The sequence below is a fragment of the Actinomycetospora chibensis genome, from assembly GCF_028737215.1.
Classification (GTDB): domain Bacteria; phylum Actinomycetota; class Actinomycetes; order Mycobacteriales; family Pseudonocardiaceae; genus Actinomycetospora; species Actinomycetospora chibensis.
In genome coordinates this window covers 1-26250 of the sequence record NZ_JAQZAM010000007.1, presented here as the reverse complement: position 1 = coordinate 26250, position 26250 = coordinate 1, and the positions used below count along the sequence as shown (strand labels likewise).

The 26250-nt window shown below is 75.0% G+C and carries 24 protein-coding genes and 2 pseudogenes; 4 read left to right on the top strand and 22 right to left on the bottom strand.

The annotated features are described in order from the left end of the window. Positions 1–283: 283 nt before the first annotated feature. A pseudogene (gene rpsB, locus PH189_RS12240) lies at positions 284–1046 on the bottom strand (30S ribosomal protein S2); the annotation flags it as partial. 401 nt (positions 1047–1447) lie between these two features. On the opposite strand from rpsB, the gene PH189_RS12235 reads away from it, so the two are divergent. Continuing rightward, positions 1448–2032, top strand: coding sequence for a M23 family metallopeptidase (locus PH189_RS12235; RefSeq protein WP_274189072.1), 585 nt, complete (start codon positions 1448–1450; stop codon positions 2030–2032). A gap of 6 nt (positions 2033–2038) precedes the next feature. Here the strand turns inward: PH189_RS12235 and PH189_RS12230 are convergent, their stop codons facing one another. The 10 genes from PH189_RS12230 to trmD all read right to left on the bottom strand — a co-directional run bounded on the left by PH189_RS12230 (position 2039) and on the right by trmD (position 12627). Then, positions 2039–3145 carry a FliA/WhiG family RNA polymerase sigma factor gene (locus PH189_RS12230; RefSeq protein ID WP_274189071.1) on the bottom strand — a complete coding sequence of 369 codons (1107 nt, stop codon included), beginning with the start codon at positions 3143–3145 and terminating at the stop codon, positions 2039–2041. After that, entirely contained in the window at positions 3120–4163 is a 1044-nt protein-coding gene (locus PH189_RS12225; RefSeq protein WP_420791493.1) for a tyrosine-type recombinase/integrase, read from the bottom strand. The genes PH189_RS12230 and PH189_RS12225 overlap by 26 nt, the downstream gene beginning before the upstream one ends. A 566-nt stretch (positions 4164–4729) precedes the next feature. Beyond that, positions 4730–5950, bottom strand: a complete 1221-nt coding sequence (gene dprA, locus PH189_RS12220) for a DNA-processing protein DprA (RefSeq protein ID WP_274189069.1) — start codon at positions 5948–5950, stop codon at positions 4730–4732. Next, the gene (locus PH189_RS12215; protein WP_274189068.1) at positions 5947–7515 is read right to left on the bottom strand and encodes a YifB family Mg chelatase-like AAA ATPase; all 1569 of its coding nucleotides are present in this window, start codon (positions 7513–7515) and stop codon (positions 5947–5949) included. The genes dprA and PH189_RS12215 overlap by 4 nt, the downstream gene beginning before the upstream one ends. A 1-nt stretch (position 7516) precedes the next feature. Further along, complete coding sequence (locus tag PH189_RS12210) at positions 7517–7900, bottom strand: YraN family protein (protein WP_274189067.1); 384 nt, start codon at positions 7898–7900, stop codon at positions 7517–7519. Between the two features lie 166 nt (positions 7901–8066). After that, the gene (locus PH189_RS12205) at positions 8067–8387 is read right to left on the bottom strand and encodes a DUF2469 domain-containing protein (protein ID WP_274189066.1); all 321 of its coding nucleotides are present in this window, start codon (positions 8385–8387) and stop codon (positions 8067–8069) included. After that, the gene (locus tag PH189_RS12200) at positions 8384–9208 is read right to left on the bottom strand and encodes a ribonuclease HII (protein ID WP_274189312.1); all 825 of its coding nucleotides are present in this window, start codon (positions 9206–9208) and stop codon (positions 8384–8386) included. The genes PH189_RS12205 and PH189_RS12200 overlap by 4 nt, the downstream gene beginning before the upstream one ends. Before the next feature lie 89 nt (positions 9209–9297). Beyond that, positions 9298–10353, bottom strand: a complete 1056-nt coding sequence (lepB, locus tag PH189_RS30475) for a signal peptidase I (protein ID WP_378015027.1) — start codon at positions 10351–10353, stop codon at positions 9298–9300. A 963-nt stretch (positions 10354–11316) separates the two neighbouring features. Beyond that, the gene (gene rplS, locus PH189_RS12190; protein WP_274189065.1) at positions 11317–11676 is read right to left on the bottom strand and encodes a 50S ribosomal protein L19; all 360 of its coding nucleotides are present in this window, start codon (positions 11674–11676) and stop codon (positions 11317–11319) included. Positions 11677–11778: 102 nt separating this feature from the next. Beyond that, entirely contained in the window at positions 11779–12627 is an 849-nt protein-coding gene (trmD, locus tag PH189_RS12185; RefSeq protein WP_274189064.1) for a tRNA (guanosine(37)-N1)-methyltransferase TrmD, read from the bottom strand. A gap of 45 nt (positions 12628–12672) precedes the next feature. Here trmD and PH189_RS12180 point away from each other — a divergent pair, with 45 nt between their 5' ends. Further along, positions 12673–13392, top strand: coding sequence for an MgtC/SapB family protein (locus PH189_RS12180; RefSeq protein WP_274189063.1), 720 nt, complete (start codon positions 12673–12675; stop codon positions 13390–13392). Positions 13393–13401: 9 nt separating this feature from the next. Here the strand turns inward: PH189_RS12180 and rimM are convergent, their stop codons facing one another. The 4 genes and pseudogenes from rimM to PH189_RS12160 all read right to left on the bottom strand — a co-directional run bounded on the left by rimM (position 13402) and on the right by PH189_RS12160 (position 15438). Beyond that, positions 13402–13935 carry a ribosome maturation factor RimM gene (rimM, locus tag PH189_RS12175; protein ID WP_274189062.1) on the bottom strand — a complete coding sequence of 178 codons (534 nt, stop codon included), beginning with the start codon at positions 13933–13935 and terminating at the stop codon, positions 13402–13404. A gap of 10 nt (positions 13936–13945) precedes the next feature. Next, positions 13946–14185, bottom strand: a complete 240-nt coding sequence (locus PH189_RS12170) for an RNA-binding protein (RefSeq protein WP_274189061.1) — start codon at positions 14183–14185, stop codon at positions 13946–13948. Between the two features lie 20 nt (positions 14186–14205). Continuing rightward, positions 14206–14538: pseudogene (rpsP, locus tag PH189_RS12165) on the bottom strand (30S ribosomal protein S16); the annotation flags it as partial. A gap of 144 nt (positions 14539–14682) precedes the next feature. Beyond that, a complete protein-coding gene (locus PH189_RS12160) occupies positions 14683–15438 on the bottom strand; it encodes a LamB/YcsF family protein (protein ID WP_274189060.1) in 756 nt (251 codons plus the stop codon). A gap of 64 nt (positions 15439–15502) precedes the next feature. On the opposite strand from PH189_RS12160, the gene PH189_RS12155 reads away from it, so the two are divergent. Then, positions 15503–16939, top strand: coding sequence for an MFS transporter (locus tag PH189_RS12155; protein WP_274189059.1), 1437 nt, complete (start codon positions 15503–15505; stop codon positions 16937–16939). Position 16940: 1 nt separating this feature from the next. Here PH189_RS12155 and PH189_RS12150 read toward each other — a convergent pair whose 3' ends face one another. Next, complete coding sequence (locus PH189_RS12150) at positions 16941–18047, bottom strand: amidohydrolase family protein (RefSeq protein ID WP_274189058.1); 1107 nt, start codon at positions 18045–18047, stop codon at positions 16941–16943. Positions 18048–18157: 110 nt separating this feature from the next. Here PH189_RS12150 and PH189_RS12145 point away from each other — a divergent pair, with 110 nt between their 5' ends. Further along, positions 18158–18562: an MmcQ/YjbR family DNA-binding protein gene (locus PH189_RS12145; protein ID WP_274189057.1), complete on the top strand. Its 405-nt coding sequence runs from the start codon at positions 18158–18160 to the stop codon at positions 18560–18562. 1 nt (position 18563) lies between these two features. Here PH189_RS12145 and ffh read toward each other — a convergent pair whose 3' ends face one another. The 6 genes from ffh to ftsY all read right to left on the bottom strand — a co-directional run. After that, positions 18564–20171: a signal recognition particle protein gene (gene ffh / locus PH189_RS12140; protein ID WP_274189056.1), complete on the bottom strand. Its 1608-nt coding sequence runs from the start codon at positions 20169–20171 to the stop codon at positions 18564–18566. A 114-nt stretch (positions 20172–20285) separates the two neighbouring features. Next, positions 20286–22748: a [protein-PII] uridylyltransferase gene (locus PH189_RS12135; RefSeq protein ID WP_274189055.1), complete on the bottom strand. Its 2463-nt coding sequence runs from the start codon at positions 22746–22748 to the stop codon at positions 20286–20288. A gap of 146 nt (positions 22749–22894) precedes the next feature. Beyond that, positions 22895–23233, bottom strand: coding sequence for a P-II family nitrogen regulator (locus PH189_RS12130; RefSeq protein ID WP_133824904.1), 339 nt, complete (start codon positions 23231–23233; stop codon positions 22895–22897). A gap of 5 nt (positions 23234–23238) precedes the next feature. Continuing rightward, entirely contained in the window at positions 23239–24531 is a 1293-nt protein-coding gene (locus PH189_RS12125) for an ammonium transporter (protein ID WP_274189054.1), read from the bottom strand. Positions 24532–24764: 233 nt separating this feature from the next. Beyond that, the gene (locus PH189_RS12120; RefSeq protein ID WP_274189053.1) at positions 24765–25136 is read right to left on the bottom strand and encodes a VOC family protein; all 372 of its coding nucleotides are present in this window, start codon (positions 25134–25136) and stop codon (positions 24765–24767) included. A 27-nt stretch (positions 25137–25163) separates the two neighbouring features. Further along, the coding region (gene ftsY / locus PH189_RS12115; protein ID WP_274189052.1) for a signal recognition particle-docking protein FtsY at positions 25164–26250 on the bottom strand (1087 nt) is incomplete at its 5' end.

Below are 26250 nucleotides of genomic sequence, written 5' to 3'. Positions count from 1 at the left end.
TCGTCGTTGTCGTGTCGCCTGCGGGCCTGTCAGCCCTGCGGCGTGCCGTTGACCTGACCGGCCTCCGGCGCCGCGGCGATCGCGTTGTCGTCGCTCTCCGAGTTGGCGTCGACCGTGCCGGCCGTCCGCTCGGGGCGGCTGACCGGCGTGGTGTCGTCCCCGGCGGCCGCGGCGGTGGCCTCGGCCTCGGGCGTCGCGACCGGCGAGTCGCCCGGCGCGTCGACCGCGGAGCTGGTGCTGCCCTGCTCCAGGCCGGTCGGCGCGCTCGCGCCGTCCCCGCCGGACGCCATGAGCTCCTGCTCCCACTCGGCCAGCGGCTCGTCCTCGCCGCGCTCGCCGTCGCCGCCGCCGTTGCGCTGGCCGCGGGCCTGGAGGCCGTCGGCGCAGGCCTGCGCGACCACGCGGGTCAGCAGGGCCGCCGAGCGGATCGCGTCGTCGTTGCCCGGGATCGGGTAGTCGACCTCGTCGGGGTCGCAGTTGGTGTCGAGGATGGCGACGACCGGGATGTTGAGCTTCCGGGCCTCACCGACCGCGATGTGCTCCTTCTTGGTGTCGACCACCCACACCGCGCTGGGCACGCGGCCCATGTCGCGGATGCCGCCGAGCGTCTTCTCGAGCTTGTCGTGCTCGCGGGTGAGCATGAGGATCTCCTTCTTGGTGCGACCCTCGAAGCCCCCGCTCTGCTCCATGGCCTCCAGCTCCTTGAGCCGCTGGAGGCGCTTGTGCACGGTCTGGAAGTTGGTGAGCATGCCGCCCAGCCAGCGCTGGTTGACGAACGGCATACCGACGCGACGCGCCTGCTCGTCGATGGCCTCCTGGGCCTGCTTCTTCGTGCCGACGAAGAGCACCGTGCCGCCGTGGGCGACGGTCTGCTTCACGAACTCGTAGGCGCGATCGACGTAGGACAGCGTCTGCTGCAGGTCGATGATGTAGATGCCGTTGCGCTCCGTGAAGATGAAGCGGCGCATCTTGGGGTTCCAGCGGCGGGTCTGGTGTCCGAAGTGGACACCCGAGTCCAGCAGCTGGCGCATCGTGACGACGGCCATGCGGTGGAACTACCTCTCTCGGTGGCCCGACACGTGCTCGGGCCCGGCGGTTTGCTGCGACGGTCCCGGGTCGGGCCGCCGCCCTGGTGCCCTCATGACCGATCCGGAACCCGCCTGTGGCGGGACCGCCCGGATGCGGTTGTGGCAGCGCCTGAGCGTGCGGGCGCTTGAGAGGGCACGCGAAGTCGGCCCGATCAGCTCCCCGCGGACGGGGAGAGGACGGACCGCTGGTCACGAGTCTACTCCCGGCCCACCCGCGCCCTCTGCGCGCCCTGCTGCGGGCGAACGGGGCGGCGCACGGGGTGTGCCAGCGTGGGGGCCACGCTGACCTTCAACGTCAGGAAATCCACCGGCTCGCGGCCCGAGGGAGCCGATGAGGGATCTGGTGCGTCGAACCGGATGTGACGACGACTCTCGCCCGCGGCCTGTCCCTGGCCGCACTGGTGGCGACGCTCCTGGCCACCGGCTCCCCCGCCGCCGGCGCGCCCGCTCCCCCGCCGGTGGTACCGGTCGGGGCCTACGGCTGGCCGCTGACGGGCGTGGGCGGCGACGGCGCGCCCGCCCGGGCCGGCGTGCCGGGCGCCGCGACGCGGCTGTTCGACCCGCCGCCGCACTACTACGGGCGCGGGCACCGCGGTGCCGACCTCGCCGGACGACCCGGGCTCACGGTGCTCGCCGCCGGTGACGGCGTCGTCGTCCACGCCGCCCGCCTGGCCGGGCGGGGCGTGGTCTCCGTGCAGCACGACGACGGCCTGCGCACGACCTACGAGCCGCTCACCGTCACCGTCGCGCCGGGCACACCGGTGCGGCGCGGCGACCCGCTGGGCGTCCTCGACCCCGGGCACCGCGGCTGCCCCGTCGCGGCGTGCCTGCACTGGGGCCTGCGCCGCCCGTCGACCACCGGCGCGGTGGGCGCCCTCGAGTACCTGGACCCCCTGCTGCTCCTGGGCCTCGGGCGTGTGCGGCTGCTGCCGACCGACCCGTGAACCGGCTCAGGCGTGCTGCAGCTCCGCGAGACGCCCGCGCAGGCGCATCACGGCGCGCGTGTGCAGCTGGCACACCCGGGACTCGGTGACCCCGAGGACCCGCCCGATCTCGGCGAGGGTGAGGTTCTCGAAGTAGTAGAGGCCCACCACGGTGCGGTCGCGCTCGGCGAGCTGCCCGACCGCCTCCGCGAGCAGGCGCCGCGTCTCGCGGTCCTCCATCGCGGCGAGGGGGTCCTCGGCGTCGGTGTCGGGCAGCGAGTCGGCCAGCGACGGCGCGGACCCGCCGTCGCCGCCGCCGCCGCCGGCGCGACCGGCGGCGACGAGCTCGTCGAGGGCGGCGACGCTGGTCATCGCGATCTGCCCGAACGTCGAACGCAGGTCCTCGGTCGACGTGTCGAGCTCCTGCGCGAGCTCGGAGTCGCTGCAGGACCGCTGCTCGCGGCCCTCGAGGCGCTCGATGGCCCGCTCGATCTCCCGCGCCCGCGAGCGCACCGACCGCGGCACCCAGTCCTGGGAGCGGAGCTCGTCGAGGATCGCGCCGCGGATGCGCTGCATCGCGTAGACCTCGAACTTGCGCCCGCGGTCCGGCTCGAAGCGCTCGATCGCGTCGACCAGCCCGAAGATCCCGCACTGGATCAGGTCGGCGACGTCGACGTGGGACGGCAGGCCGGTGCCCACGCGCCCCGCGACGTACTTGACGAGCGGCGCGTAGTGCAGGACCAGCCGGTCCTTGGTCGACTTGCGCGGGTCGGCCTCGAACGCCGCCCAGAGCTCGGCGATGCCGGCCTCGACCAGCGCCTCCTCGTCGGGGGCGCCGGCCGCGACGCGTCCGAGCGTGGCGGGCAGGGCGTGCACGGCCGCGTGGGCGGCGTCGCGCGACCCGTCGGCGGGTGCGGGCACCGGCGCGAGCGCGGTGGCACCGTCGGTGACCGGGCCCGCAGGCTCGCGTCGGGGCGCCCGGCGTGGGGTCCGGGCGGCCGCGCCTGCGGCACGGACGGCGGCGTCGGAGTCGATGCCCGGCAGGGCCGGCAGCGGACCGGTGGGCGGGGCCGCCGTGGTCGCCACCGACGCGCCGTCGCGCCGCGGTTCAGGCGCGGGGGTGGGCGGTGTCATGGATGGCCCTCAGTCGCTCGGCGGACACGTGGGTGTAGAGCTGGGTCGTCGCGGGTGACGCATGACCCAGCAGTTCCTGAACGCTCCTCAGATCCGCTCCCCCCTCGAGCAGGTGTGTGGCCGCCGAGTGCCGGAGACCGTGCGGCGCGATGTCGGGTGCCCCCGGCACCGCCCCCGCCGCGTCGTGCACGACCGTGCGCGCGATGCGCGGGTCGAGTCGTCCCCCGCGGGCGCCGAGCAGCAGCGCCGGCGGGGAGGTCGGGACCGCGAGTGCGGGCCGGCCGTCACGTCGCCAGGCCTCGAGGGCCGCGGCCGCGGGCACGCCGTAGACGACGGTCCGCTCCTTGCCTCCCTTGCCCAGGACGCGCAGCGTGCGACGGCCGTCGTCGACGTCGTCGACGTCGAGTCCGCAGAGCTCGGAGACGCGCACGCCGGTGGCGTAGAGCAGCTCGAGCAGCAGGTGGTCGCGCAGCGCCACCGGATCGCCCTCCGCTGCCCCCGACGCCGCGGCGCGCAGGGCGTCGGCCGCCTGGTCGGCGCGCAGCACCTCGGGCAGCCGCCGGTGCGCGCGGGGCGAGGCGAGGCGGGCGCCGGCGTCGCTGGGCGCCCGCCCGGTGCGCACCGCCCACGCCGTGAACGTGCGGGCCGCCGCCGCGCGACGGGCCAGCGTGGTCCGGCTCGCGCCGCGCGAACGCCCCGCGGCGAGCCAGGAGCGCAGCCCGGTCAGGTCGAGGCCTGCGAGGTCGAGCGGGGTGTCCCCCGCGGCGTCGGGGCCGTGGACCTGGAGGCGGAGGTGGTCGAGCAGCGTGGTGACGTCGCCCCGGTAGGCCCGGACCGTGTGGGGGGAGAGCGCCCGCTCGTACCGCAGGTGCGCCTCGTACGCCTCGAGGTGCGCGGCGGCGGGGACAACGGCGGGCACGGCAGCGGCCACCCCGGCGCGCACGGTCGAAGCCTCGACCGCCGATCCACCGACACGGGGCCCGGGGACCACCGACTGATCGTCACCGGCGGCGTCCATCGGAGCCCGACCCGCGGGGTCCGACGCGCCGTCGGCGTCCGTCTCGGTGAACGCGGAGCGTGACGACGTAACCGGGTCGAAGGGGAACCCACGAGAGCGCCCTCGACCGGGTGACCGGCGCGGCCCACGGGGGCCTCCGGTGGAGTCGTCGGGAGAGAACGTGCCGGTCATCGCGGTGAAGACTCTCGATCCGACAGGCCAGGGTCAAGCACCGACGCGTGTCGTGCGGTGACCGTGGGCCACCATCGAGGAGCGGATCCATTCGTCGCGCTCTGCAACCGTTCGTCGCTCTGTGCCTGTTCACCCCGGTCGACTCCATGGCCGCCGACAGCCCTCGCCGAGGAGTCGGCGCCCTCGAGATCGCTCGAGCGGGTGATCGGATCCGGGAGAACCGCGCCGCCACGATGGGCCGGACGTACCGCTGGGCGCGCCGTCCGGACCGGACCGCGTTCCGCGATCCGGAGGCGCCCGTGGTCCGACCGTTGGTCGGGGCCGGTGCGCCACCCGGTGGAGCGTCGGGGCGTCCCCCACAGGATCCCCACGCCGCGGGGGCCCCAGCCGGGTCGTCAGCCGGGTCGTCGACGCCATCGCCCGTTCTCCTCGACGACGAGCCCCCGCGCCGCGAGCACCCACAGATGGCCGACGACCTCCGCGGGATCCACACCGCTGTCGTGGGCGAGGCGTTCCGGGGTGCGTGCCGCGCGCAGCGGCAGGGCCTCACGCACGCGCAGGGCGCCGGCGTCGAGACCGTCGGTCGGCCGGTGCGGCGTCGTCGGCGGCGGGGCCAGGGCGTCCCCCACGGGCCCCACCTCCTCGAGGACGTGCGCGGCCCGGCCCGCGACCGACACGGCCGGGCGCCGAGCGAGCTCGTGGCACCCGAGGGAGAGCGCCGAGGTGACCGGCCCCGGCACCACCATGACGGCCCGTCCCAGCGCCTCGGCCACGAGCGCCGTGCGCATGGCCCCGGACCGGGCGGCCGCCTCGACGACGAGGGTGCCGGCGCTCAGGGCGGCGATCAGGCGGTTGCGCACGAGGAAGCGGTGTCGCGCGGGCGTCGCGCCCGGCGGGTACTCGGTGAGCACCAGGCCGGTGCGCGCGATGTGGTCGAGCAGCGTGGCGTGGGTGGGCGGGTAGGACCGGTCGATGCCGCACGCCAGGACCGCCACCGTCCGCCCGCCGACGGCGAGGGCGCCGCGGTGCGCGGCGCCGTCCACCCCGAGCGCGGCCCCCGAGACCACCGTGACGCCGCGGTCGGCGAGCTCCGCCGACCAGTCGCGCGCGACCCACAGCCCGTACTCGCCGGCCGCGCGGGCCCCGACCATGCCCACCCAGCGCCGGGGCGCGTCGTCGAGCCGCCCCGGGCCGCACGCCCACAGCGCGAGGGGCACCGCCGGGCCGTCGCGCACCGGGGCGCCCTCGAGCCCGACCGTCCCGTCCGGACCGGCGGCCACCCCGAGGCCCGCGAGCGCCGCCTCCGGCCACTCCGGGTCCTCGGGGACGATCAGCCGCCCGCCGCGGGCGGCGAGCAGCGCGAGGTCGGCCGCGGCGCGGTCGGTGCCCCGCCGGGCCGCGGTCTCGGCGGTCACGGCCGGGGGCAGCGCGTGGGGTCCGTGGGCGGTGCCCTCGCGGACCAGCTGCGCCGCGTCGACCGGACCGATCTCCTCGACGAGGGCGCCGAGAGCCGGTGCGGGCGGCTCCGCGACCCGGGACAGGTACGCGCGGGCCCGGAGCACCTCGGGCGGCACCGGAGGGAGCACCGCGGCGTCCGTCGCCGTCGTCGTGCTCATGCGACGGCCCACCCGCCCGGCTCGCCGTCGGGGTCGTTCACGAAGCCCTTGAACCCGATCGCCTCGACGACGTCGGACATCTCCGGCCCCGCCGCGGCACGCAGGTCGCTGATCGTCCAGGCGACCCGGAGCGCGCGGTCCGCCCCGCGCGCGGTCATCGCCCCGGAGCGCAGCTGGCGCTCGAGGACCGCGGTGGCGTCGTGCGGGAGCCGCCCGCGCCGGCGCAGCTCGGGCCCGGGCACCTCGGCGTTGGTGGGCCACCCCGCGTCCCGCCACCGTTCGCGGGCCGCCGCCCGGGCCGCGAGGACCCGCGCCCGGACGGCCGCGGTGTCCTCCGGCACCTCCTCGAGCCCCTCGGTGGGCCCGCCCGCCCAGGAGAGCCCCTCGACCGCCCGCAACGACACGCGCAGGTCGACGCGGTCGAGCATCGGACCCGACAGGCGCGCCACATAGCGGCGCTTCGTGAGGCTCGAGCAGGTGCAGTCGGTGTCCCGGGGCGGGGCGCACGGGCACGGGTTGGCTGCCATCACCAGCTGGAAGCGGGCCGGATAGCGGACGACGCCGTCGGTGCGCGCGAGGCGGACCTCGCCGTCCTCGAGCGGCGTGCGCAGCATCTCCAGCACGTGCGGAGCGAACTCGTAGATCTCGTCCAGGAAGAGGACGCCGCGGTGGGCTAGCGACACCGCGCCCGGCCGGGCCAGGCCGCTGCCCCCACCGACGAGCGCGGCCGAGGACACCGAGTGGTGCGGGGCGACGAAGGGCGGCGCGGCGGGCAGGGCCTCCTGGGGATCGAGCGCCCCCGCCAGCGAGCGCACCGCCGCCACCTGCAGCGCGGCGTCCACGTCGAGGTCGGGCAGGAGCCCCGTCATGCGGCGCGCCAACATCGTCTTGCCCGAGCCGGGCGGGCCGACCATCAGCAGGTGGTGGCCCCCGGCCGCCGCGATCTCCACCGCCCGGCGGGCCGCGAGCTGCCCGACGACGTCGGCGAGGTCGTCCGGCGGGGCGCCGCCGCGGGGACGCGCGCCGGCCCGGACCGCGCCCAGCGTCCCGTGCTTCCCGCGCAGCCAGGCCAGCACGTCGGACAGGTGCTCGGCCCCGAACACCTCCAGGCCCTCCACCAGGCCCGCCTCGACGGCCGCGGCCGCCGGCACCACCACGCGCTCCACCCCGAGCCGCCGGGCCGCGAGCAGGGCCGGCAGGACCCCGCGCACACCGCGCACCCGACCGTCGAGCGCCAGCTCGCCGAGCAGCACCACCCCCCGCAGGCGGGCGAGCGGCACCGCGCCCGCCGCGGCGAGCACCGAGCAGGCCAGCGCCAGGTCGTACCCGCTGCCCTGCTTCGGCAGCGTCGCCGGAGACAGGGCCAGCGTGATGCGGCGCGCCGGCCAGGTCTCTCCGGAGTTCACCACCGCCGCCCGCACCCGGTCGCGGGACTCCGCGAGCGCCGCGTCCGGCAGCCCCACCAGCGACACCCCGGGCAGTCCCTGCCCGATGTCCGCCTCGATCTCGACGACCTCGCCGTCGACCCCGCGCAGCCCGATCGACCACGCGCACGCGAGCGCCACGTCAGAACGCCCCCTCGTAGTGCTCGAGCTGCGGCGCCGCACCCGGCGCCAGGAGCACCGCGACGACGTCGAAGCGCACCTCGGCGAACCCGGAGCCGCCGGCGGCGTGCCGCTCGGCCAGCCAGCGCTGCGCGAGACGCCGGATGCGGGCGGCCTTGGCGTGCGTGACCGCCTCGGCCGTGCCGTAGCCCGTGCCCGAGCGCGTCTTCACCTCGGCGACGACGAGGCGGTCACCCGCTGCGGCGACGACGTCGAGCTCGCCCTCGCGGCAGCGCCAGTTGCGGTCGAGCACGACCAGCCCGCGGGCCGCGAGGTGGTCGGCCGCGAGATCCTCCCCGCGCCGCCCCAGCGTCTCCCGGTCGGGTCTCCCGCGAGTGGTGGCCATGGCCGGCTCCCTCGTCCACGCCGTCCGGGCGCTCCGGCGGCGGGATCGAGAGTGCTGGGCGCGACCGTCCGGGCGGGAGCCTCGGCGTCACGTCTGGGGACGACCGGTGGGGGTGTGGACGGAGTGCTGCGGTGCTGAGACCGATCATCGACCGGGCGGAGCAGCGTCAGCCGCTGAACGGCCCCTCGTCGAGGCGGAGGTCGGGCTTCTCCAGCTCCTCGACGTTGACGTCCTTGAACGTCACCACGCGCACGTTCTTGACGAAGCGCGCGGGCCGGTACATGTCCCACACCCAGGCGTCGGACATCGTGACCTCGAAGTACACCTCGCCGTCGGCGTTGCGCACCGCGACGTCGACCGTGTTCGCCAGGTAGAAGCGGCGCTCGGTCTCCACGACGTAGGAGAACTGCGCGACGATGTCGCGGTACTCGCGGTAGAGCGAGAGCTCCATGTCGGTCTCGTACTTCTCGAGATCCTCCGCGCTCATCGCGGCTCTCCCCCCTCCGGCACGGCCTCGTCCGCGACGTCCGGCTCGTCGTCGAGCGCGCGCGGCCCGCTGTCGAACTCCACGAGCTCGTCGGCCTCCCCGTTCTCGGCGGACGCCTCGTCCACGGTCACGGCCCCATTGTGTCGCACGCCGGCCGCGAGGCCGCCCGGGCTCCGGCCCCGCGCGGCGGCGGCGACGTTGACGAAGCTGAACCGGTGGTCGTCACTGGGCCCGTACTCCGCCAGCGCTGCGCTGTGCGTCGGCGTGCAGTAGCCCTTGTGCAGGTCGAAGCGGTACTCCGGACGGCGCTCGTGGAGGTCGGCCATCAGCCGGTCCCGCGTGACCTTGGCCAGGACCGAGGCGGCCGCCACGCACGCGGCCGCGAGGTCCCCCTTGGGCACGGCGAGCGCGGGCACACCGAAGCCGGAGACGGGGAACCCGTCGGTCAGCACGTAGCCGGGGCGCGTCTCGAGCCGGGCGACGGCCCGGCGCATCCCGTCGATGTTGGCGACGTGGACGCCCCGGCGGTCCACCTCGGGGGGGTCGATGAGCACGACGTGCCAGTCGACGGCGCGCCGCTTGATCACCCGTGCGAAGTGCTCCCGCTCCTCGTGGGTCAGGAGCTTCGAGTCGGTGAGCCCCTCGAACTTGCGCGCGTCGCCGGGACGCAGGATGCACGCGGCCACCGCCAGGGGGCCGGCGCACGCACCGCGTCCGGCCTCGTCCACCCCGACGACCGGACCGAGGCCGTGACGCTCGAGCGCCGACTGCAGCGCCCAGCTCTCGGTGCTGCGGCGCACGATCGCGCGGGGCGGCTGCACACCGGTCCGCGGGGGCAGCGCCGCCCGCCGACGGGCGGGACGCCGGCCGGTGCCCGCAGCGCGTCGACGGCCCGCGTCGTACCCGGCCGTCACCGGTCCGGGAGGCGGGGCGGTGGCGCCCGTCCCGGGACGTCGAGGGGTGGCTCGTCGGGGTCGGCCTGTCGGTGGCGCGACCGCAGCCGCCGGGACACCCACACCAGCGGCACCGCACCGAGCACCCCGGCCGCCAGGGGCGCCCCGGATGTCCAGGTCGGCGCGCCGAGGGCGGAGACCTGGGCCTGCGGGTCGGTGTCCGGCACCCCGCCCCAGCGGCCGACGGGCAGCACGATGACCCTGGCCTTGCCGATGACGTCGGTGACGCCGATCGGGCCGTGCACGCGGGCGTCCGCCGAGTTGTTGCGGTTGTCGCCCATGACCCACAGCTGCCCCTGCGGCACCTGCACGGGCGCGAAGTCGGCCTGGGTACGGCCGAGGTTCGGCTGGTAGTAGATGTACGGCTCGTCGAGCGGCTGCCCGTCGACGGTGACGCGGTTCTGCGGGTCGCAGCAGGCCACGGTCTGACCGCCGGTGGCGATGACGCGCTTGACGAAGTCCTTCTCGTCCGGCGGGGCCAGCCCGACCAGTGAGAGCCCGCTCTGCAGGCCCCGGACGAGGACGTTCTCGGAGCGCTGGCCGCTGCCGCCGCCCCCGGACTCGCCGTTGTCGCCCCAGGTCGGCGGCCCGCGGAACACGACGACGTCGCCGGGCGACGGCTCGGAGAAGCGGTAGGTGATCTTGTCGACGGCGACGCGGTCGTTGTTGCAGCCGTTGCAGCCGTGCAGCGTCCGCTCCATCGACGCCGACGGGATGACGTAGATGCGGGCCAGGAACGTCTGGATGACGAACGTCAGCACCACCGCGACCACGATCAGCAGCGGCAGCTCGCGCCAGAACGAGCCCTTGCGCTTGGGCTTCTTGCCCTTGCCCTTCGTGCCACCGGTGTCCGCGCCACGGCGGCCGGGGCCGCTGCCCGCGCCGTCCTCGCCGTCCTCGGGCTCGTCGCCGTCCCGACCGGGGCCCGTGCCCGCGCGGCGGTGGCGGCCGGGGCTGGCGCCCGCGCCACGCGTGGTCTCCGTCGTCGCCGTCGTGGCGGCCGTGCCGCGCAACGACGGGCGGGGCGGGCGGGAGGCGAAGCCGTCGGCACCGGCGAGGCCGTGGTCGGTGCCCGCGAGCCCGCTGTCGGCGGACGAGGAGGAGGTGGCCGGCGCACCCTCGGCGGGTGCGGAGGGAGCGGGTGCGGACGGCGCGGGTGCGGACGGAGCGGGCTCGGCGCCGGGCGAGGGGGCGCCCTGTGACGGCGCACCCGGGGACGGCGCACCCTGGGACGGGGCGCCCGGTGCGGGCGCGGGTCGGGGCGCGCCGGGGGGCGGCGACACGGGGCGGGCGCCGAAGCCGGGGGGCGGCGGCCCTCCCGCGGTGGGGCCGGGGGGGACCGGGGAGCGACCGTCCGGGGGCGGCGTGCCGTACGGCGCGTGCGACGGAGACGAGCCCCAGGAGGGCCCTGCCGGTCCGGGGGGCAGGGGCACACCCTGACCGGGAGCCCCGTGGGACCCGTTGCCGTGGGTCCCGTTGCCGTGGGTCCCGTTGCCGTAGGTCCCGTTGCCGTAGGTCCCGTTGCCGTGGGTCCCGTTGCCGTGGGTCCCGTTGCCGTAGGTCCCGTACGTGCCGAACGAGCCGTTGCCGTTCGCGACCGGCGGGCCGAGGGCGTCGCCGTTGCCGGAGGAGTTGCCGTACCCGTAGGACACCGACGACCCGTTGCCGCCGTAGCCGGGGTAGCCCTCAGGCCGCGGACCGAGCCCGTCGGCACCGGAGAAGCCGGAGGGACCGGACGCGTAGCTGTCCGATCCGCTCCACCCCGAGGAGCCGTAGGGCGCCTGGACACTCGACCCGGAGGACGAGGGCGGCGCCGGGACGTCGCCGTACGGGTCCTCGTGGTCGGCGGCGTCGTCAGGCCCCGCGTGCCGTCCGGCACGGGTCGTCTCGCCACCCGTGCCGGCGTTCCGGTACGGCGGGAGGGAGGGCTCCTGGGGGCGCACGCGACTCAGGTTAGGAGAGGAGAGGCGGCCGGCTCAGCCGGTCGGCGTCGTCTCGCGCTTCTCGCGGATCTTCGCGGCCTTGCCCCGGAGATCACGGAGGTAGTAGAGCTTCGCCCGGCGGACATCACCGCGGGTGACGACCTCGATGTGATCGATGTTCGGGGTGTGCACCGGGAAGGTGCGCTCCACCCCGACGCCGAAGGAGACCTTGCGGACGGTGAACGTCTCGCGCAGCCCGCCGCCGTGGCGGCGGATGACGACACCCTGGAAGACCTGTACACGAGAGCGTGAACCCTCGATGACCCGGACGTGCACCTTCACGGTGTCCCCGGCGCGGAAGTCCGGGATGTCGGAGCGCAGCGACTTGGCGTCGAGTTCGTCCAGGGCGTTCATCGTCAGCGTCCTCGCGGTCGTCTCACAGGCCGGCGCCGGAACCCGTGGGGCGGGTGTCCGTGCAGCCGAGGTGGATCGGTTCTCGGGCCGACGGCCGGCGGCTCACCGACCTCGATCAGGTCGTGCGCCGTCCGTGGCAACCTCCCCAGTCTGCCATGCCGCTGCTCGCGCGCCGTGGACCGGGTCGTAGCCGCAGGCCGTCAGCACCTCGCGGTCCCGGGCGTCGAACGCCGCGGGTCCGTCGCGGGCCAGCAGCGCGTCGAGCAGATCGGGGCGCGTCGCCGCCGTGCGCTCGAGCGAGCGGTCGCGACGCCACCGGGCCACGGCGCCGTGGTCGCCGCTGCGCAGCACCGGCGGGACCGGCAGGTCGCGCCATGTCTCCGGGCGGGTGTAGGCGGGGGCCTCGAGGAGACCGCCGGTACCTTCAGCGAAGCTGTCGAGCTCCGCCGACGCCGGGTTACCGAGCACGCCGGGCACCAGCCGGGACACGGCTTCGACGACGACCAGGGCCGCGACCTCCCCGCCGGCGAGGACGTAGTCGCCCAGCGAGACCTCCTCGACGGGCATCCGCCGGGCGGCATCGGTGAGCACACGGGCGTCGATCCCCTCGTAGCGGCCGCAGGCGATGACGAGCCACGGCTCGGCGGCCCATCCGGCGGCGCGGCGCTGGGTCAAGGGCTCGCCCGCCGGGGTCGGCACGAGCAGCCGAGGCACGCCGTCCCCGGAAGCGGTGACCTCGTCGAGCGCCGGCCCCCAGACCGGCGCGGTCATGAGCATCCCCGGGCCCCCGCCGTACGGGGAGTCGTCGACGGCCTGGTGCACGCCCGTGGCCCACCGGCGCAGGTCGTGCACCCGGACGTCGAGACGGCCCGCACGACGCGCCCGCCCGACGAGCGCCTCGTCGAGCGGGGCGAGGTAGCCCGGGAAGATCGTGACGACGTCGATGCGCATCGGGCACGATCCTGCCCCTGCCGGTCGCGAAGGGGGTGCCGAGGGGTGGAACAGTTCCTGTCGTACCCCGAGCAGTGGCGCCTGCTCGCCCCGCTCGGGCTCGCCGTCGTGCTCTGCACACTCATCGGCCTGGAGCGCGAGCTGGCGGCGAAGAGCGCCGGGCTGCGCACGCACACGCTGGTCGGAGTCGGGTCGGCCGCCTTCATGCTGATCTCGAAGTACGGCTTCGACGACCTGCTCTCCTCCCCCGACATCGCCCTCGACCCCTCACGGGTCGCGGCCCAGATCGTCTCCGGGATCGGGTTCATCGGCGGCGGCCTGATCTTCGTGCGCCGCGACGCCGTCCGCGGGCTGACGACGGCGGCGACGGTCTGGACGGCGGCCGCGGTGGGTACCGCCTGCGGCGCGGGCCTGCCGCTGCTCGCGGTGGCGGGCACGGCCGTGCACTACCTCGTGACCCGCGGCTACCGGCCGCTGGCGCGGCTGATCACGCGCTCGTCGACCGTGCCCCGCGACCTGCACCTCTCCTACGCCGACGGGCGCGGGGTGCTGCGCGCGGTGCTGTCGATCTGCACCGAGCGGGGGTTCGTGGTGGCGGGGATGCACGTCGACCGCGAGGACTCCACCGACGGTGTCGACGGAACGACCCGGGTCGCCTCGGTGACGCTGTCGCTCGCAGGGCGGGGCTCGCTCGCACCGCTGTCCGGCGAGCTCTCCGAACTCCCGGGCGTGCTCGCCGTCGGGGTGCCGACCGAGGAGGAGTGAGGCCCCTCCTCAGTCCTCGAGCAGGCCTTCGGGCGGATCGAGGACCAGCCGGCCGCCCGGCACGTCGACCTGGGTGACGATGGCGGCGACGAACGGGATCAGCACCTCGCCGCCGTCGGGGCGCCGCACGGCCAGCAGCTCGCCGCCCGCGCCGTGGAGCACGTCGGTGACGGTGCCGACGGCCGTGTCGTCGGCGAGCACCACGGCGAGGCCCTCGAGCTGGTGGTCGTGGAACTCGTCGGGGTCGTCGGGCTCCTCGGCCAGCGGCGGTGCGGTGAGCTCCGCGGTCCGCAGGGCCTCGGCGGTGTCGCGGTCGGTGATCTCCTCGACCGTGACCAGCAGCCGTTCGCCGTGGCGGCGGGCGGCGACGACCGTCAGCTGCCCGGCCCCGGAGACGCGTCGGCCCCGCACCGAGAGCACGACGCCGGGGGTGAACCGGGCGTCGACGTGATCGGTGCGGGGCTCGACGACGAGCTCACCGCGCAGGCCGTGGGCCTTGACGACCCGGCCGACGACACGGTCGTCGGACGCGGCGTCCCTCATCGTCTGCGCGTCAGCGATCGGTGTCGACCACGTCGACCCGCACACCACGGCCACCGATGCCGCTCACGACGGTGCGCAGCGCGGTGGCGGTCCGGCCGTTGCGGCCGATCACCTTGCCGAGGTCGTCGGGGTGGACCCGGACCTCGAGGGTGCGGCCACGGCGGTTGGTGACGAGGTCGACGGCGACGTCATCGGGGTGGGCGACGATCCCGCGCACGAGGTGCTCGAGCGCCTCGGCGAGCTCGCTCACTCCGCGGAGCCGGAAACCTTGGCCAGCTCCTCGTTGAAGCGGGCCTGCTTGTCGACCTTCTGCGGCTGCGGCTTCAGCTTGCCCTCGGCGCCGGGGAGGCCCTTGAACTTCTGCCAGTCGCCGGTGACCTTCAGCAGGCTGTGCACCGGCTCGGTGGGGATGGCGCCGACCCCGAGCCAGTACTGCGCGCGCTCAGAGTTGATCTTGATGTCGCTCGGCTCGCTCTTCGGGTGGTACTCACCGATCTGCTCGATGACGCGACCGTCCCGGCGGTTCTTGGCGTCCGCGACCACGATGCGGTAGTGGGGCTCGCGGATCTTGCCCATGCGGGCCAGCTTGATCTTGACAGCCACTGCTCTGAGTGCTCCTCGGTCGGTGATGCTCGGGGCCGCCCGGCCGGGGTGGGGACCTCGGGGACGGCGTGCCCGCTCGTGCATGAAGAGTGACCGCCTGCGCGAGGCGGCCACGGTGCCCTGTGAATTGTGCCAGACGGCCTCTCAGGCGAACGGCGCGAGGGTGACCCCGGCCTCGCGCAGGGCGTGGGCGACACGGCGGGCCGAGGCGACGGCGCCGGGGCTGTCGCCGTGCAGGCACAGCGACGCCGCGGCCATGGGCAGCTCGGTGCCGTCGACGGCGACGATCACGCCGTCGGCCGCCAGACGCCGGGCGCGCTCGACGACGGCGTCGGTGTCGGGCAGCAGCGCGCCGGGCTCGGAGCGGGGCACCAGCGTGCCGTCGGGGGTGTAGCCGCGGTCGCCGAACGCCTCGGCGTGCGTGGTGAGGCCCGCCTCCACCGCCAGCGCGAGCAGCCGCGATCCGGGCAGGCCCAGCACCGGGAGGCCGGCCTGGCGCGCCGCCTCCACGACGGCACGGGCCTGGGCGTCGTGGTGCACGACGGCGTTGTAGAGCGCGCCGTGCGGCTTGAGGTACGCGACCTCGCCCCCGGCGATCCGGGCGAACTCCCGCAGCGCGCCGACCTGGTAGAGCAGCTCGGCGGTCAGCTCCGCGGGGTCGGCGTCGACGAAGCGGCGCCCGAAACCCGCGAGGTCGCGGTAGGAGACCTGGGCGCCGATCACCACGCCCCGCTCCACCGCCTGCGCGCACACCCGGCGCATGGTCGCGGGTTCGCCGGCGTGGAACCCGCAGGCCACGTTCGCCGAGGTCACGACGTCGAGCAGGGCGTCGTCGTCGGTCAGCGACCAGATACCGAAGCCCTCGGCGAGGTCGGCGTTGAGGTCGAGGGTCGCGCTCACGCCGCGCAGCCTAGGACGGACCGTCCCTTGACCTGGAGCGTGATCGAGGGCGCAGGCTGTGTCCATGACCGATCCACGGCCCGCGACGGTCGTGCCGTCCCCGCCCGAGGGTGAGGACCCGCCGGTGCGCGTCGGCCTCCTGCTCGGGGTGCTGCTGGTCTCGGTCACGGTGGCCGTGCTCGCCAACAGCATGGTGCTCGTCCTGGTGCCCGAGATCGGCCGGGACTTCACGGCCTCCCCCGGCGGCCTCGCGTGGGTCGTGACGGCGTTCTCGCTGACGTTCGCGGTGACGACGCCGCTCTACGGCCGGGTCGCCGACGTCTTCGGGGTCCGCCGGGTGTTCGCGTTCGGGCTCGCGGTGTTCATCGCCGGCTCGCTGCTCGCCGGGCTCGCGCCCGACATCGGCTGGCACCTCGTCGGCCGCGTCCTGCAGGGCGGGGGCAGCGCGGCGGTGCCGGCGCTGGGCTCGGTGGCCATCGCCCGGGCGCTGCCGCCGGGACGCCGCGGGTTCGGCTTCGGGATCGTCGGCACCGGCGTCGGTGCCGGGCAGGCGCTCGGCCCGCCGCTCGCGGGGTTCGTCGCCGAGGTCGCCGGCTGGCGGTGGCCGTTCCTCGGTGCCGCGCTGCTGATCACGCCGCTGCTGTTCCTCGCGCCGCGGGTCCTGCCCGACGGGCGCCCGGACGCCGACGCCACGTGGCGTCAGATCGACCTGGTCGGCGGCGTCCTGCTCGGGGCGGCCGTGGGCCTCGGCCTCTTCGGTCTCACGCGCGGCCAGCAGGTGGGCTTCGGCGCGGTGTCGTCCTGGGGCGCGGCGCTCGCGGCCGTGCTGCTCGCGGCCGGGTTCGTCGTCCGCATCCGCCGCACGCCACGGCCGTTCGTGCCGCCGGGCCTGCTCACCCACGGTCCGTTCGTCAACGCCGTGGGCGTGGGGTTCCTCGCGATGTTCGGCTACCTCGGCACGATCCTGCTGGTGCCGCTGCTCGTCGCGACCGTCAACGGGCTCGGGGTCGGGCACGTGGGCCTCGTGCTGCTGCCCGGGGCGCTCGCCGTCGCCCTGCTCTCCTCGCCCGCCGGGCGGCTCTCCGACCGACTCGGCCCTCGTCGGCTGGTGGGCATCGGCCTGGGCATCCTCGCCGCGGCCGCACTGACGCTCTCGACGGCGGCCGGGGGGTCGGCGGTGGCCCTGTCGGCGGTGACGTTCGCTCTCGGCGTCGGCCTCGCGTCGATCACGTCGCCGCTGATCAACGCCGTGGCCGCCGTCGTGCCCTCCGAGCACGCGGGCGTCGGCCTCGGCCTCTACCAGGGCGCGTTCTTCCTCGGCGGTGGCACGGGCGCCGCGGTGCTCGGCACGGTGCTCGCGGCCCGCACCGGCGCGGGGAGCGGCTCGTGGAACCCGCTGCACGACGGCGCGGGCGCGGCGTTCTCCGACGCGCTGCTCGTCGTCGGCGGCGTCCTCGTCGTCGCGATCCTGCTGTCCCGCCGACTGCCCGGGCGCACCTGAGTCAGGACAGCCGGACCCCGGCCCGCAGGACCAACGACGGGGTGCGGAGGGCGTCGGTGTCGACGCGCGGGTCGCGGTCGACGACGACGAGGTCGGCGGCCGCACCGTCGGTGAGGCCGGGACGACGCAGCCAGTCGCGGGCCGCGCCGCAGGCCGCCTCGAGCGCGCGGGCGGGCCCGAGACCCACCTGCGCCAGGGCGGCGATCTCGTCGACGATGCGGCCGTGCACGATCCCGCCGCCGGCGTCGGTGCCGGCGAAGACGGGCACGCCGGCCTCGATCGCCGACGCGACGGTGGCCGAGGCGCGGGCGTGCAGCTCGCGCATGTGGGTGCCGTAGCGCGGGAACTTCTCGCCGGCCGCGTCGGCGAAGGCCGGGAAGTTCTCGACGTTGATCAGCGTCGGGACCAGCACCGTCCCGTGCTCGACCATCATCGCGATCGTCGTGTCGTCCAGGCCGGTGCCGTGCTCGATGCCGTCGATGCCCGCCCCGATGAGCCCGGGCAGCGCGTCCTCCCCGAACACGTGGGCCGTGACCCGCGCGCCCTCGGCGTGCGCGGCGTCCATGGCCGCCTTCAGCACGTCCTCGGGCCACAGCGGGGCGAGGTCGCCCTCCTCGCGCTCGATCCAGTCGCCGACGAGCTTCACCCACGGGTTGCTGCGGGCCTGCTCGGCGACCAGCGCCGGCAGTTCCTCCGGGGAGTCCGCCTCGATCGGCAGGCCACGGATGTAGCGCTTGGGCCGCGCGAGGTGACGCCCGGCCCGGACGATCTCGGGCATCCGCGGGTCGTCGTCCAGCGGGCGGGTGTCGATCGGGCTGCCGCAGTCGCGCAGGAGCAGCGCCCCGGACGCGGCGTCGGTGTGCCCCTGCTCGCGGGCCTCCTCGAGGTCGACGGGGCCGTCGGGCCCGATGCCGACGTGGCAGTGGGCGTCGACCAGACCCGGCAGGATCCAGGCCCCGTCGGCCACCGTCGTGGCGTCGGGCACCGGGTCGACGCTGATCCGACCCTCGGCGGTGACCCACAGCTCGCCCACACGCTCGCCCTCGGCGGTGCCGTCGAGCAGCACGCCGCGCAGGTGCAGGGGTCCCGGAGAGGTCGGCGACGACATGCCGGGGAGGGTAGCGACGCTCCGGCCGCCGCGTGGGTCGGCAGGGCGAGGGCGGCGTGCTGCGCCGTGTCGGGGCACGACCCCACGGCGCGCTGGGCACCATGGACGCCGTGACCGACTCCCCCGGCGTCGACGACGTGCACGCCCTGGCGCTGCGCATGCCCCACGTGACGGTGGTCGAGGGACCGAAGGGCAACGCCGTCTACCAGGTCGGCGGGAAGTCGTTCGTCTTCTTCCGGACGCCCCAGCCCGACGCCGCCGACCCCGTGACCGGCGAGAAGCACCCCGACGTGATCATGTTCTGGGTCGAGTCGGAGGAGGACAAGGACGCCCTCGTGCGCGACCCGTCCAGCCCGTTCTTCACCACGCCCCGCTTCGACGGGCACCTCTCGGTGCTGCTGCGGGCCGTGGACCTCCCGCGACTCTCGCGCGACGAACTCACCGAGATCGTCCAGGACGCCTGGCTGGCCCGTGCCTCGAACCGCCGCCGCGAGAAATGGCTCGCCCAGCAGTGACCTACTTGCGCTTCTTCTTGTTGCCCTTCTTCGAGCTCCGCGAGCCCTCACCGCCGCCCGCGCCGGGGAAGCTCAGCGCGCCCGGGTCGAAGCCCGGCGGGAGCTCGTTCATGCCGGCGAGGGCCGGCGGGAGCTGGTTGAGGCCCGGGGTCTGGTAGCTCCCGACCGAGCGCTCGCCGCGATCGGCGCTGCTCTCCGAGGCGATCCCGGCGATCGCGGGCATCGACTTCGGGCCCTTGCGGACCTGCTTGCCCGCCTTCGCCGCCTGGCGCTTGCCCTTGCGGCCACCGCCCATGCCGGGCAGGCCGAACTGGCCGGCCATGTTCTTCATCATCTTGCGGGCCTCGAAGAACCGCTCCACCAGCTGGTTGACGTCGGTGACGCCCACCCCGGAGCCGTTGGCGATGCGGAGCCGGCGCGACCCGTTGATGATCTTCGGATCGGCCCGCTCGGCCGGGGTCATGCCGCGGATGATCGCCTGGACACGGTCGAGGTGCTTCTCGTCGAGCCCGGAGAGCTGGTCCTTCATCTGCGCGGCGCCGGGGAGCATCCCCAGGACGTTCGCGATGGGTCCCATCTTGCGGACGGCCATCATCTGCTCGAGGAAGTCCTCGAGGGTGAGCTCACCGGAGCCCATCTTGGCGGCGGCGGCCTCGGCCTGGCCCTCCTCGAAGGCCTGCTCGGCCTGCTCGATGAGGGTGAGCACGTCACCCATGCCGAGGATGCGCGAGGCCATCCGGTCGGGGTGGAAGACGTCGAACTCGTCGAGCTTCTCGCCGTTGGAGGCGAAGAGGATCGGCTGGCCGGTGACCTCGCGGACCGAGAGCGCGGCGCCACCGCGGGCGTCACCGTCGAGCTTGGTGAGCACCACGCCGGAGAAGCCGACCCCGTCGCGGAAGGACTCGGCGGTGGTGACGGCGTCCTGACCGACCATCGCGTCGAGCACGAACAGCGTCTCGTCCGGGGTGACGGCGTCGCGGATGTCCGCGGCCTGACGCATCAGCTCCTCGTCGACGCCGAGGCGGCCCGCGGTGTCGACGACGAGCACGTCGTACTGGCGGCTCTTCGCGTCGGCGACGGCCCGGCGGGCGACGTCCACGGGGTCGCCGACGCCGTTGCCGGGCTCGGGGGCGAAGACCTCGACGCCGGCGCGCTCGCCGACGATCTGGAGCTGGTTCACCGCGTTCGGGCGCTGGAGGTCGCACGCCGCGAGCATCGGGGTGTGTCCCTGGCCCTTGAGCCAGTGCGCGAGCTTGCCGGCCAGCGTCGTCTTGCCCGAGCCCTGCAGGCCGGCGAGCATGATCACCGTCGGCGGGTTCTTGGCGAACCGCAGCCGGCGGGTCTCGCCGCCGAGGATGCCCACGAGCTCCTCGTTGACGATCTTGACGACCTGCTGGGCGGGGTTCAGCGCCTCGGAGACCTCCGCACCGAGCGCCCGCTCCTTGACCTTCCGGACGAACGCGCGCACCACCGGCAGGGCGACGTCGGCCTCGAGCAGCGCGATGCGGATCTCGCGTGACGTGGTGTCGATGTCGTTCTCGGAGAGCCGGCCCTTGCCGCGCAGGTCGGACAGGACCGACGTGAGACGGTCGGACAGGGTGTCGAACACGGTTGGACCCACTCCCGGAATCGCGCGCCGCGGCCCGTTGTGCGCCCCGGCGTCCTCGTCACAACCCTAACCGGCGGCTCGTGACGCTCCGACCGCTGCCAGCCGTTGTCGGGCTCAGCCCGCGGACGGCGCCGGGGTCGACGGCCCGGTCGCGGCGGCGGCCAGCACGACCTCCTCGACCGCCCGGCGGCGTGCCGGGTCGAGGCCGGAGTGCTCGGCGGTCTCCAGGCAGAAGGCGTCGAGCACCGAGCTGCCCAGCGTCGACACCCGCGCCCACCGGACGTCGAGCTCCTGCTCCTCGAGCGCCGCGGCCACCCGGTGCAGCAGGCCGATGCGGTCGCTCGTGCGCAGCTCGAGCACCACCGCCCCCGTCGCCTCGTCGTCGAACCACACCACCCGGCTCGGCGCGGGTGCGGGGCCGGGCCGGTCGTAGTCGCGCTCCTTGGCCTCGAGACGGGCGGGCAGGTCGAGCGAGCCCCGCAGCACGCGGACGAGGTCCTCGCGCAGCAGCGAAGCCTCCGGCAGGCGCCCGAAGCGCGGCGAGACGGTGAACGCGTCCACCGCGACCCCGTCGTGCTCGCCGAGGTCGGCGGTGTGCACCTGCAGGGAGTGCAGCGCCAGCACGCCCGCGGCACGGGAGAGCAGGCCGGGGCGGTCGGGCGCGGCGACCGTCATGGTGATCGTCGTCAGGTCGCCCTCCCCGGCGATCGAGACCTCCGGGCGCCCGCTCTCGGACACGGCGTGGGCCAGGGCGATCGCCTCGTCGGACAGCGGCGACGGGCCGGGCACCGGCCCCCCGGACATGACGACCCGGCAGCGGCGCACCAGGTCGCCCATCAGGGTCGCCCGCCACGAGGTCCAGACCCCGGGCCCGGTGCCGAGCGAGTCGGCCTCGGCGAGGGCGTGCAGCAGCTCGAGCAGGACCGGGTCCGTGCCGAGGGTCTCCACGACGCGCTCGACGGTCGCCGGGTCCTCCGGGTCGCGGCGCGACGCGGTGTGGGGCAGGAGCAGGTGGTGACGCACCATGGCGGCGAGCGTCTCCACGTCCGCGGGCCAGAGGCCGAGGCGTCGCCCGATGTGGCGGGCGAGGCGCTCGCCGACCTCGGAGTGGTCCTCGTCGCGGCCCTTGCCGATGTCGTGCACCAGCGCACCGAGCAGCAGGAGGTCGGGCCGCGACACCTGCGTCGTCAGCTCCGCGGCCCGGCGGGTGACCTCGACGAGGTGGCGGTCGACGGTCCAGACGTGCGAGCGGTCCCGCGGGGGCAGGTCGCGCACCGCGCCCCACTCGGGGAACAGCCGGCCCCAGAGGCCGGTGCGATCCAGGGCCTCGATGACGTCCACGGTGCCCGCGCCGGCGCCGAGCAGGGCCAGGAGCTCGCTGAGCGCGGCGCGCGGCCACGGCTCGCGCAGCTCGGGCGCGGCGTCGGCGAGGCGGTGCAGGGTGCCCGCGGCGATCGGCAGCTGGGTGCGCGCCGCCGTCGCGGCGAGGCGCAGCACCAGGGCCGGGTCGCGCGAGACCTGGGCGTCGCGGGCGAGCACCACCTCGCCCGCGTGCTCGACCACCCCGTCGTCGAGCGGCCGGCGCGCCGGCGGGCGACGCAGCGCGGCCAGGCCCCGGCGCGGCAGGGCGGAGCGCGCGGAGCGCAGGGCGGTGTCCGTGGCGAAGACGACCGTGCGCGCCGCCCCGGACAGGGCGCGCGCGAGGTCGAAGCGGTCGGTGACGCCGAGATCGGCCGCGGCGGCCGCCACGACCTCGTGGGCGTCCTCCGCCTGCATCACGTCGCGGGCCCGGCCGGCCCGGCGGTGCAGCTCCACGCGCAGGTCGAGCATCAGCCGGCGCGCGTCCTGGACGTCGACGGTGGGCCGGTCCACCAGCTGCGCCGCGGAGAGCGCGTCGAGCAGCTGGATGTCGCGCAGACCCCCGTGGCCGTTCTTGAGGTCGGGCTCGATGCGGTGCGCGACCTCGCCCGAGCGCTCCCAGCGCGTCGCCGTGGTGGCGAGGAGGTCGTCGAAGCGGTTCCGGATGCCCGCGCGCCACGCCTGGCGGGCCGTGGCGGCCAGGCGCTCGGCGAGGTCGGGGTCGCCGGCGAGGTGGCGGACCTCGAGCAGGCCCAGCGCCACCCGCAGGTCGGTGGTGGCGACCTCGATGGCCTCGCCCACCGTGCGCACCGAGTGGTCCAGCCCGATCCCGGCGTCCCACAGCGGGTACCAGAGCGCGTCCGCGACGCGGGAGATGCGTTCCTTGTCCCCCCGCCTGCCGCGCCCGTCGTGCACGAGCACGAGGTCGAGATCGGAGTGCGGCGCGAGCTCCCGGCGCCCGAGGGCACCGACCGCCACCAGCGCCGAGCCCTCCCCCACGCCCACCGTCGCGGCGCGCGACGAGAGCCAGAAGTCGTGCAGTTCCACGAACGCCTCGCGCAGCGCGCCCGGTCCCAGTCGCCGCGCGCCGGGCGGCGGGTCGAGCAGGGCGTCCCGCGCCCGGACCAGGTCCGAGGCGTCGCCGTGGCCGCTCGGGATGCCGGTCCGCGCGTCGGTCCCCGAGGGTCCGGTCCCGCTCCGCTGCGCGTCCGTCGCCATCCGCCCCCACGTCCTCTCCGGCGCGCTCGACGGCGGCCTTCGTTCCTGCCCCGCACCGGGAAACGGAGCGGGTCGCACCGAGCGCGCGGTGACGACGGCGCCGGGTCCCGTGGAAGGGGGCCCGGCGCCGTCGTCGTCTCCGGCGGTTACAGGGCGTCGGCCCCGCGCTCGCCGGTGCGCACGCGCACCACGGTCTCGACCGGGGTCACCCAGACCTTCCCGTCACCGATCTTGCCGGTGCGGGCGGTCTCGGCGATCGCGTCGACGACCTTCTCCGCGGCGGTGTCGTCGGTGACGACCTCGATGCGGACCTTCGGAACGAAGTCCACGGAGTACTCGGCACCCCGGTAGACCTCGGTGTGGCCCTTCTGGCGGCCGTAGCCCTGGACCTCGCTGACGGTCATGCCGAGGACCCCCAGCTGCTCGAGGGCTCCCTTGACGTCCTCCAGCACGAACGGCTTGATGATCGCCGTCACCATCTTCATCTCGTTCAGCCCTCCTTACCGGCAGTCGCGGTGACCTGCGTCGGGGCGGACAGTGTGGAGTGCGACGACCCGAAGCTGCCACCGCTGCGCAGGCTCGAGAAGTCGTAGCCCGACTCGGCGTGCTCGCCCTCGTCGACGCCCGTGGCCTCGCTGTCGTCGTCCACGCGCAGGCCCATGACCGCCTTGATGATCAGGGCGATGATCGCGGTGGCGATGCCCGAGTAGGCGATCACGGCGACCGCGGCGACGGCCTGGATGCCGAGCTGGCTCCAGCCTCCGCCGTAGAAGACGCCCGCGGCCGCGGCCGGCGAACCGTCCCAGGCGAAGAAGCCGATGAGCAGGGTGCCGAGCAGACCGCCGACGAGGTGGACGCCCACGACGTCGAACGAGTCGTCGAAGCCCAGCTTGTACTTCAGGCCGACGGCGTAGGCGCAGCCGATGCCCGCGATGAAGCCGATGGCCATGGCGCCGAGCGGTGTCACCGCGGCACAGGCCGGGGTGATCGCGACGAGGCCGGCGACGATGCCCGACGCGGCACCCAGCGAGGTGGCCTTGCCGTCGCGAATCTGCTCGATGATCAGCCAGCCGCAGATGGCGGTGCAGGTGGCGACCACGGTGTTCAGGAACGCGTAGGTGGCGGCGTAGTTCGCGACGGCGGCCGACCCGGCGTTGAACCCGAACCAGCCGAACCACAGCATGCCGGCGCCGAGCATGACCATCGTCAGGTTGTGCGGACGCATGGCCTCACGCGGCCAGCCGCGGCGCCTGCCCAACACGATGCAGAGCACCAGGGCGGCGGTACCGGCGTTGATGTGGACGGCCGTACCACCGGCGAAGTCCACCGCGCCGATGCCGTTGGCGATCCAGCCGGCGTCGAGGTCGAACACCCAGTGGGCGATCGGGAAGTAGACGATCGTCGCCCAGAGCAGCGAGAAGACCATCCACGAGTTGAACTTCATGCGGTCCGCGGCGGCACCGGCGATGAGGCCGACCGTCAGGATCGCGAACATGGCCTGGAAGGCCACGAAGGCGATGTCGGGAAGGCCGTCGGTCTGCACCGTCTCGGACAGCAGGCTCGAGAGCATGAAGTACTGGCCGGGGTTGCCGAGGAGGCCGCCACCCACGTCGTCGCCGAACGACATCGAGTAGCCGAAGATGACCCACAGCACGCCCACGGTGGCGAACGTGCTGAACACCATCATCATCATGTTGAGGACGCTCTTCGAGCGAGCCTGGCCGCCGTAGAACAGCGCCAGGCCCGGCGTCATGAGCAGGACCAGCGCCGTGCTGGTCAACATCCAGGCGATCGTTCCGCTGTCGAGTTCCACGGTCAGCAGATTCCCTTCGTCGCGGTGAGACCGGTTTCGAAGAGCGAGAATGAAGAGCGCGTGTTTCGCGCAGCGGCGCGTTCCGTTTCACCGCAGTTAACACGGGTCCGTGGGATGTGACGTTCATGTTTCCCGACCGGACGTTACGGGTCCCGGTGAGACCTCGGTCATGACGCTGAGCGATCGGGACGTCCCCGACCGGTCTACTGCGCGCTCCGGACGAGGCAGAACGGGTTGCCCTCGGGGTCGAGGAAGACCCGGAACGACTCCCCCGGCTGGTGCTCGTGCTTCGTCGCGCCCGCCTCGAGCACGGCCGCCTCGCCGGCGTCGAGATCGTCGACCTCGAGGTCGAGGTGGGCCTGGAGCGCGCCCTCCTGCGGCCACGCCGGGGCCGTCTTCGCCGGCGCGAGCTGGAAGGCGAGGGACGGCCCGCCGCCGCCGTCGAGCTCCACCCAGTCGTGGTCGGTCTCGGACTCGGCGACAGGGAGCCCCACGAGCCGCGAGTAGAAGCGCGCGAGCGCCATCGGCTCGGGGGTGTCGAGGACGGTCAGCTGCAGGCGTGCGATGCCGGTCATGGCCCCGGAGGCTAGGGGCGGGGACCGTCAGCGCAGGAGCGCGTCCACGAACGCCTCGGGCTCGAAGGGCGCGAGATCGTCCGGACCCTCGCCCAGGCCGACGAGCTTGACCGGGACGCCCAGCTCACGCTGTACCTGGAAGACGATGCCGCCCTTGGCCGTGCCGTCGAGCTTGGTCAGCACGACACCGGTGACGTCGACGACCTCGCCGAACACCCGCGCCTGGGTCAGGCCGTTCTGGCCGGTGGTCGCGTCGAGGACGAGCAGGACCTCGTCGACCTCGGCCTGGCGCTCGACCACCCGCTTGACCTTGCCCAGCTCGTCCATCAGCCCGGTCTTGGTGTGCAGGCGGCCCGCGGTGTCCAGCAGGACGGCGTCGACGCCGGAGTCGGTGCCGCGCTTGACGGCGTCGAAGGCGACGCTGGCGGGGTCGGCGCCCTCCTTGCCGCGCACGGTCTCCGCGCCGGCGCGCTCGCCCCAGGTCGCGAGCTGCTCGGCCGCGGCGGCACGGAACGTATCGGCGGCGCCCAGGAGCACGACGTGCCCGCTGGCGACCAGGACCCGGGCGAGCTTGCCGGTCGTCGTGGTCTTCCCGGTGCCGTTGACCCCGGCCACGAGGACCACGGCGGGCCGCCCGTCGTGGGACAGCGCGCGCACCGAGCGCTCCATGTTCGGGCCCAGGGACTCGATGAGGACCTCGCGGAGCAGCTCCCGGGCCTGGTCGGGGGTCCGGACGCCCCGCGACGCGATGCGCTCGCGCAGCTTGGCGACGATCTCCTGCGTGGTCGACGAGCCGAGGTCGGCCATGAGCAGGGTGTCCTCGACCTCCTCCCACGAGTCCTCGTCCAGGTCCCCCGCCCCGAGCAGACCGAGCAGGCCCTGCCCGAGCGTCGAGCGCGACCGGCCGAGCCGCCCGCGCAGGCGCTCCAGCCGGCCCTCGGCCGACGGGATCTCCTCGGTCGGCGCCGCCGGGGCGACCGTCGCCCCGGTGGACGGCGCGACCGTCTCGGTCGTGTCCTCGGTGGTGGTGGCCGGCTCGGCGGTCTCGGGCTCGGCGGTCTCGGGCTCGGCGACCTCGGGCTCGGCGACCTCGGGCTCGGCGACCTCGGGCTCG

Bases quoted from the DNA above. Each gene is read 5' to 3' on its own strand.
- PH189_RS12230 (WP_274189071.1), bottom strand. From the start codon at position 3,145: ATGACACCGCCCACCCCCGCGCCTGAACCGCGGCGCGACGGCGCGTCG.
- PH189_RS12130 (WP_133824904.1), bottom strand. From the start codon at position 23,233: ATGAAGATGGTGACGGCGATCATCAAGCCGTTCGTGCTGGAGGACGTC.
- dprA (WP_274189069.1), bottom strand. From the start codon at position 5,950: ATGAGCACGACGACGGCGACGGACGCCGCGGTGCTCCCTCCGGTGCCG.
- PH189_RS12120 (WP_274189053.1), bottom strand. From the start codon at position 25,136: ATGACCGGCATCGCACGCCTGCAGCTGACCGTCCTCGACACCCCCGAG.
- PH189_RS12125 (WP_274189054.1), bottom strand. From the start codon at position 24,531: ATGTTGACCAGCACGGCGCTGGTCCTGCTCATGACGCCGGGCCTGGCG.
- PH189_RS12205 (WP_274189066.1), bottom strand. From the start codon at position 8,387: ATGAGCGCGGAGGATCTCGAGAAGTACGAGACCGACATGGAGCTCTCG.
- PH189_RS12210 (WP_274189067.1), bottom strand. From the start codon at position 7,900: ATGGCCACCACTCGCGGGAGACCCGACCGGGAGACGCTGGGGCGGCGC.
- rimM (WP_274189062.1), bottom strand. From the start codon at position 13,935: ATGAGGGACGCCGCGTCCGACGACCGTGTCGTCGGCCGGGTCGTCAAG.
- PH189_RS12135 (WP_274189055.1), bottom strand. From the start codon at position 22,748: ATGGCGACGGACGCGCAGCGGAGCGGGACCGGACCCTCGGGGACCGAC.
- PH189_RS12225 (WP_420791493.1), bottom strand. From the start codon at position 4,163: ATGGACGCCGCCGGTGACGATCAGTCGGTGGTCCCCGGGCCCCGTGTC.
- rplS (WP_274189065.1), bottom strand. From the start codon at position 11,676: ATGAACGCCCTGGACGAACTCGACGCCAAGTCGCTGCGCTCCGACATC.
- trmD (WP_274189064.1), bottom strand. From the start codon at position 12,627: ATGCGCATCGACGTCGTCACGATCTTCCCGGGCTACCTCGCCCCGCTC.
- PH189_RS12155 (WP_274189059.1), top strand. From the start codon at position 15,503: ATGACCGATCCACGGCCCGCGACGGTCGTGCCGTCCCCGCCCGAGGGT.
- PH189_RS12150 (WP_274189058.1), bottom strand. From the start codon at position 18,047: ATGTCGTCGCCGACCTCTCCGGGACCCCTGCACCTGCGCGGCGTGCTG.